Raw genomic sequence first — 6830 nt, forward strand, 5'->3', positions numbered from 1 at the left:
TGGAAAAATCACCTCATCACATGTGACTCATGTCATAGCATTTCGTATGGGCTTACTGATCCACACCGAAGCGAAGAACTTTATTTCAGTTAATACGTTGAATCATTACGAGTACCTAGCTCTAGCGCGTGAGCGGCCCCGGATCTTCCTATGTATTCACTCCATGGATTGAAAATAACCAGCAACAAACAATCCTACTTCCTCACCCTCAAGGAGAACCTCATGATCAAAAAGACTGCCAGCATCGCGAGTGTAGCGGCGCTCTGTCTAGCACTGACATCGTGCACGACGACATCAGCAGATAGCAATGTCAGCGCAGATGGCGCGGATGGGCTTACGCCAGTCACTGTTGGGGTATTGCAGATCGCAACTTCGACGACGGTTCAGCTAGCGATCGATGAAGGAATTTTTGAGAAGCACGGACTAGATGTCAGCCTTGAATTTGGCCAAGGAGGCGCTGCGCTCCTGCCAGCAGTTTCAAGTGGTTCCATGGAGTTTGCCGTGGGCAATCCCTTGTCACTGCTAACCGCAGAATCTCAGGGCCTGGAAATGAGCATCCTGTCGGGTTATTCCCTGAGCTATGAACATCCCACAGACCCGGAAGAGTTCGCACCATCCGCAATCATTGTCCAGGAAGACTCTGGCATTGAAACATGGAGTGACCTTGAAGGCAAACGCGTCGCCACAAACACTCTGCAAACCCAAGGGCACCTGACCACCTTGGCTCTGGTGGATGACGACGGCGGCGATTCCGCCCAGGTCGAGTTCAACGAGATCGCTTTCCCCGACCAGCTGGCACAGCTTGAACAAGGCAACATTGATGCCATGTGGGTTCCGGAACCGTTCTTGACGATGGCTCTCAACACCGATGGCACAAGAATGTTGGGGGATCCGCTTCGAGCCATCGACGATCTCAACTCCATGGTGACGTTTAGTTCCCGAGACTTCGCCACCGAGAACCCTGACCTCGCGAAAGCCTTCACCGACTCGATTGCCGAGGCGGCAGAACTTGCGATGTCAGATGAGACCGAATACGTCCAAGCAATCTCAGACTTTAGCGACATGGAAGTTGAGCTCGTTGAATCCTTGAATCTGGAATACATTACTGCGGAGATGAATCCCACTTCGCTACACGAACTAAATGAGATGGCCGTTGAATACGGTTTCTTGGACCAACCCGCAGATCTGGATGCACTGATAACCACTGCCGACGATAACTAGTTCTCCCTCAACGAGATGATGATCTGAGTCGCGTGAGGCCTGCTCACCAACAGGTAAGCAGGCCTCACGCGCCTCACTATCAACTTCAGGTCATCCGTCTCGTAAGTACGGTGGTCAAAAGTCTAAAGATAGCTAAAGGTCCAGCTTCCCTACTGCAAGAAACTGCCATGAGGGCATGGATTTGCCGGCCTTATTCAACCGTTGTCAGCCTCCAACTGAAGATTTGTCTAGCATCCGACAGCGCTCCCGAATCAACGAGAATATGGAGTCGGTTGAATAAGTTAAGAGATAGCAACCCCCTGGCTACAGCAGAAAAGTTGAGCCCAAAGCAATGACTACTTTCCAGCGTGCAGCGACCGTGCGCTGCTGGTCACCTATCCGTATTGTCTAAGAAACTTCGGTCCAGGCCTCCTTCGGCACATCAACTCATATGACATATGTCACGATAGACCGCTTGTCCGGGCATAAGATTTAGAATTCCTAACAGCAACGTTTCTTGAACTAAAACAGGTGGCGAGTATGGATCTCAATTTGATTCGGGTTTTCGTCGCAGTTTTCGAAAGTCGGACAGTAACCGAAGCAGCTCGACGACTTCACGTCACCCCTTCTGCGGTGAGTCAGCAGCTAGCCCGCTTACGCCAGGCTTTAGACGATGGGCTGTTCCAGCGTGAAGGCACATCAATGCTTCCAACAACTGTAGCCGCCAAATTGTATCCGGCGTTTCGGGATGCCTTAATAGGCGTGGATACCGCCGTGGGAACTATCAAGAGCTTTGACCCAGCTACTTCGGCTCGAACTTTTCGTATCGCGCTGTCGGAATTGGGCGAAATCGGCTGGTTTCCGAATTTTGTATCCGAGATTTCTCGTACAGCGCCTCAAGTTCAGATACATTCGGTGGCGCTTGAGCCAGAAAGAACCGAGCAATGGCTGCAGAGCGGCTATGTCGACGTGGCAATTTCTTCTCAAGTATTGTCGAATCATTTTGAACGAACAGCAATCAAAGAACAGACATTCTCCATCGTGATGTCGCATAGACATGCCCTGGCGAACGACGAATTCACAGTCTCAAAGTATGCCCAGGCGTCGCGCGTGCTGCTTGCGGGGGATTCAAGTCTCGAAGTGCTCCCTGAGGCTGAAAAACGAGCCGGGATTTTTTCGACTCCTCGCATCATCATCCAGCGCTATGCCACTCTCATGCCACTGCTCGAACAACATCCGACGTTACTGGCAGTCATCCCCACCTCAATGGCCCACGGCTGGGCCAAGAAATTTCCTATCGTGGTTCACCAGCTGCCATTCGCGATGGAAGCGTTCCGCTTATTTGTTTACATGCGGACTCAGACACACGATGCTTCCGGTTTGAAGTGGTTCTACGATGTCGTAACGAAATCAACACTCGTCTACCCGACGTTGTTCGAGTCCATAGGCGCACATGAGCATAACGCACGCAGCAGAGGGCGGGGTTGATACCTCGGCGCATCAACCCCGCTTACAATCTTCGGGTCGGTACTGCCAACGTTAGAATGATCTGTCACCAAGCAAATCAGAAAGGTTCAGCTCCCCTTCCAAGAAGCCTCCTTCAATAGCAAGGTCGGCAAGCACTTGTGTTGATTCGACATTAATTTTTTCTGGAAAATTCGGCAAGATGATCCGTTGGGCGAGTTCTGGTTCGATTCCCGTATACGTAGGCAAGACTTCTCGGACTGCCTGCTCGTCCTCTCGCGCAATCCGTTGTGCCTGAGCCATTGCCTCTTGAAACGCCGTAACGGTATCTGGGTTTTCATTCCAGAGATCTTCGCTTGTGAAATAGGCAGAGACGGTTAGATCATCGATAGGTTTCGCATAGGCTGACAACACATCGCGTCCACCGTTATCAATAACTTGGGTCAGGAACGGTTCTGCGACGGCAATTGCATCAACCTGGCCGTTTTCTAATGCTGCTGGCATATCGGGGAAGCCAACTTCGACGAAGGTGACAGAGTCTGGATCGCCCCCGGCATCCTCTAAAGCGGCCTTGATCGCAGAGTCATTGATGTTTTGTACCGTATTCACCGCAATCGTGCGATTACTGAGGTCAGCTCCCTCATTGATATCGCTCTCTCCTGCCACGAAGACGCCAAAGTAATCGCCTCCGACCTGCCCATTCGATCCGGACCCTGGGGCTACGGTTTTCAGATTCAAGCCGCGTGAACGCGCAATGAGTAACGAGGTCACGTTGGAGAAGCCAAACATAAAATCACCCGCAATAACTCCGGGGACTACCGCTGCACCGCCTTGTGCCAACGTCATGTCAATATCGAGACCGTGCTCCTGGAATATGCCTTGGGTCGACGCAATGTATATTGCAGCGACATCAACGATGGGCAAAACACCAGCGGTCAGACTCGTTATAGCGGCAGAACCAGCATCGCCTGCTCCGTTGGAAGACGCAGTATCTGACCCGCAGGCTGCGAGCATTCCCACGGCTCCTAGTCCGAGGCCACCGAGCAAGAGGCTCCGCCGAGAAAATGGTGATTGATTTATTGAAGACGAAATGTCAGTTTTCCGCATGAATGATCCTTATATGTCACTTCACGGGAGAACTATCGGACGAAATTTGCACAACCGCCTTATAAAAGAACACGGTCGTTTAGAGACTGACAGCTGCTAAACTACCGGGTATACCGCCAGGGCGTCTATGATCACTTCGCTATAAGGGTGACCCAGCGGCTCACTCGGACGACAGATTCTGTAGAGCTACAACAGCAATTATTCGCCGCCGGTGATCGTCTCAAAATGCTCCGGTAGAGCCACTATAGCTCGAAGCACTATTTGCGATAACCAGTCAAGTATTTCTTGATCGTGGGTTGTAGAACGTCGATAGACCGATAATTCCAAGGATGCCATGTCAAACGGGAGCGGTTTCACGACGAGTGGCCATGTTTTCGCCCATCCTGCCCCGATTGACTCCGGGACGATGGCAACAAGATCCGGTTGTGCTCGAAGTATCGGCGGAATACTTGCGAAGTGTTGAGCAACGACTGCAGGTCTTCGATATGTAGACGAACCGCGCTGGATGGATTCCAATTGATCCGAACCGGAGTCAGATGGCACAGCGACTCTTGGCAGTTGTAGCAACCGTGCGGTAGTTACCTCATCGGATGCCAGCGGGTGTTCAACCGACATAATCAGCCGGTAGGCCTGCGTCTTAACCAGAGTTCGTTCGAGATCGCCGGGGATTCCGATCGGCGCAATTGCGATGTCCACTTCGCCTCGTCTAAGCTGTTGGGCTACCTGCTCGGTTTCTAGGCGCAGCACTTCAATATGGGCTTGTGGAGCAAGATTTCGCACCTCGAACACGATATTTGCCAGCCACCCGACCTCGCCCAGCTCAGACAAGGCGATGCGAAAAGTTCGAGTTGTTGTCCCGGGATCGAACGGTTCTATTCGACTAGTAACCCGCTCGATAGCAGTCAGTGCTTCACGAAATTGCGGGTAGGTGTCATTCGCGAACGATGTCACAGCCATCGTTCCTCTCCTTCTGATGAATAGTTCATCTTGAAGGCTGGCGCGCAGTTTGGCTAGTGATTGGCTCACGGCAGACTGCGTCACGAAAAGGCGTTCGGCTGCGGCCGTCAAACTCTTCATTTCGTAGATAGCAACGAAGACGCGCACCAAATTTAGATCCACTGTCAGCCTCATAAGCAATCAAGCAACATGATATTAGTGACTCTAATCATAGATTGTCTGGCTGTAACTTACGATCATTCCAGTGGCCATTCGATATTCGCTGGCCTGGAAACGCATGATACTCGGAGGATCAATATGTCACAGTCCAGTGCAGGAACCATCGCATCAGCAAGTGCAACATCACAGTCAGCGGCTGAAGTTATCGCATCAGCCGGAGGAGTCACCTCAGCCCTTCGCAACGCCCAGGCTGCACCGACTGTCTTTCCGGTGCAGCCAGAATTTACCAACTGGCGTTCGGAACAGCTCGCCTGGCGGGAAGCTGTTGCCCTGCTAGATCAGTCCCACCACATGACCGACCTATTCATCCAGGGCCCCGATGCACTGAAACTGCTCAGCGATCTTGGCATCAACAACTTCTCGAATTTCAAACCCAACATGGCCAAACAGTTCGTCGCCGTCAACCACGAGGGTTACCTCATTGGCGATGCCATTCTGGTGTATTTGGAAGACGGCCTATTTGATCTGATCGGCTGGCACATGGTCATTGACTGGGTTCAGTACCATGGCGAAACCGGCAACTACGATGTGACCTTTGAGCGCGATGCAAACTCAGCTGTCCGTGACGGCGACCCCCTGCAGTACCGCTTTGAAGTCCAGGGACCAAATGCTGAACTGCTCATGGAAAAAGTCAGCTCCATTCCAATTGCGAAAACCAAATTCTTTGGCATGCTCGAATTCGAAATCGAAGGTCGCCGCATTCGTGCGATTCGCCACGGCATGGCTGGGCAACCCGGTTTTGAATTCTGGGGCCCATGGGAAGACTACGACCTGATCCGCAATGCCTTACTGGAAGCTGGCAAAGACTTCGACCTGCAACTGGTCGGTTCGCTGGCATACTCGACCGCCAATCTAGAATCCGCATGGGTTCCCTCCCCCACCCCGGCCATCTTCACCGGTCAGGAAATGGAAGACTACCTGCAGTGGCTGCCTGCCTCCCGAATGGGCTCCATTGCTGGAAGCTACCAGTCTGACAACATTGAGGACTACTACAGCACGGTATTTGAAATCGGCTATGGTCGTCTGATCGATTGGGATCATGATTTCATCGGCAAAGACTCCCTAAAAGCCATGTCGGAACAGCAGCATCGCACCAAGGTATCGCTGGAATGGAGTTCAGAAGATCTTGCTGCAGTACAGCGCTCACTGTATGAAGCTGGCACCCCAGCGAAATACGTCAACTTCCCGAAGGCCCGCTACGGTCTGTACCAAGTGGACCGCGTAGAACGCGATGGAAAGCTGGTTGGCATCTCGCATGACGCCGGCTACCTAACCAATGAACAAGCTTTCGTGTCGTTGGCCAGCATCGACGCAGATCTTGCCGTGCCCGGCACCAAAGTCGAGCTCATTTGGGGCGAGGCGCCAAACTCGACCAAGCCCGCCGTTGAACCGCACCGACAGATCACCATCCGAGCAACAGTCCAGCCAGCTCCATATTCTCGCTTTGCACGTGAGTCCTACCGCAAGAGCTTTTAGTTCGGCGCAATCGCTCCGCACGGGCCTGATGTATACCTCCAAAGTCAGGCCCATGTTTTGCTCTGAATCTCACGCCGGTTCAATAGTCACCATTGGCTCTTGAGTTACTTCCGTAATGACGCAGCTTCTGACGGTGTCCCTATTTGTGCAATTTAAGCTGTCTCTCCACACCCCCTACGTATGCCTTGGTTTATTGACAAGAACCCCAGGCACACTGCATTAAACCCGGTCGCGACCGACAGGTGCGCCGGAAAACGCATCCACCAGTTCGCCGTTTGTAGGCTCTTCGGAATTTTGGGTGTAGATCGGTTTGGTGACCGGGGTGTGTTGAAGGCATAAAAAAGTCGAGGTCTTCCGAAGATGGAAGTGCTCAAACAACACATCTAAAGAAAGACCTCGACATGCCC

The 6830-nt window shown here is 52.3% G+C and carries 6 protein-coding genes; 3 read left to right on the forward strand and 3 right to left on the reverse strand.

The genetic code is table 11. From position 1 onward, the window contains the following. Positions 1–222: 222 nt before the first annotated feature. The gene (locus tag A6F49_RS06335; RefSeq protein WP_043055402.1) at positions 223–1221 is read left to right on the forward strand and encodes an ABC transporter substrate-binding protein; all 999 of its coding nucleotides are present in this window, start codon (positions 223–225) and stop codon (positions 1219–1221) included. A 519-nt stretch (positions 1222–1740) separates the two neighbouring features. Continuing rightward, positions 1741–2688: a LysR family transcriptional regulator gene (locus tag A6F49_RS06340; protein ID WP_043055401.1), complete on the forward strand. Its 948-nt coding sequence runs from the start codon at positions 1741–1743 to the stop codon at positions 2686–2688. A 51-nt stretch (positions 2689–2739) separates the two neighbouring features. Here A6F49_RS06340 and A6F49_RS06345 read toward each other — a convergent pair whose 3' ends face one another. After that, on the reverse strand, positions 2740–3678 hold the full coding sequence (locus A6F49_RS06345) for an ABC transporter substrate-binding protein (protein ID WP_043055400.1): 939 nt from the start codon (positions 3676–3678) through the stop codon (positions 2740–2742). Between the two features lie 291 nt (positions 3679–3969). Next, positions 3970–4902 carry a LysR family transcriptional regulator gene (locus A6F49_RS06350; RefSeq protein ID WP_082911632.1) on the reverse strand — a complete coding sequence of 311 codons (933 nt, stop codon included), beginning with the start codon at positions 4900–4902 and terminating at the stop codon, positions 3970–3972. Positions 4903–5025: 123 nt separating this feature from the next. On the opposite strand from A6F49_RS06350, the gene A6F49_RS06355 reads away from it, so the two are divergent. Further along, positions 5026–6423, forward strand: coding sequence for an aminomethyltransferase family protein (locus tag A6F49_RS06355; RefSeq protein WP_043055398.1), 1398 nt, complete (start codon positions 5026–5028; stop codon positions 6421–6423). A 219-nt stretch (positions 6424–6642) separates the two neighbouring features. Here the strand turns inward: A6F49_RS06355 and A6F49_RS18405 are convergent. Further along, on the reverse strand, positions 6643–6830 hold a 188-nt coding region (locus tag A6F49_RS18405), incomplete at its 5' end, for a hypothetical protein (RefSeq protein ID WP_043055397.1).

The organism is Enteractinococcus helveticum (genome assembly GCF_001657475.1).
GTDB classification, from domain to species: domain Bacteria; phylum Actinomycetota; class Actinomycetes; order Actinomycetales; family Micrococcaceae; genus Yaniella; species Yaniella helvetica.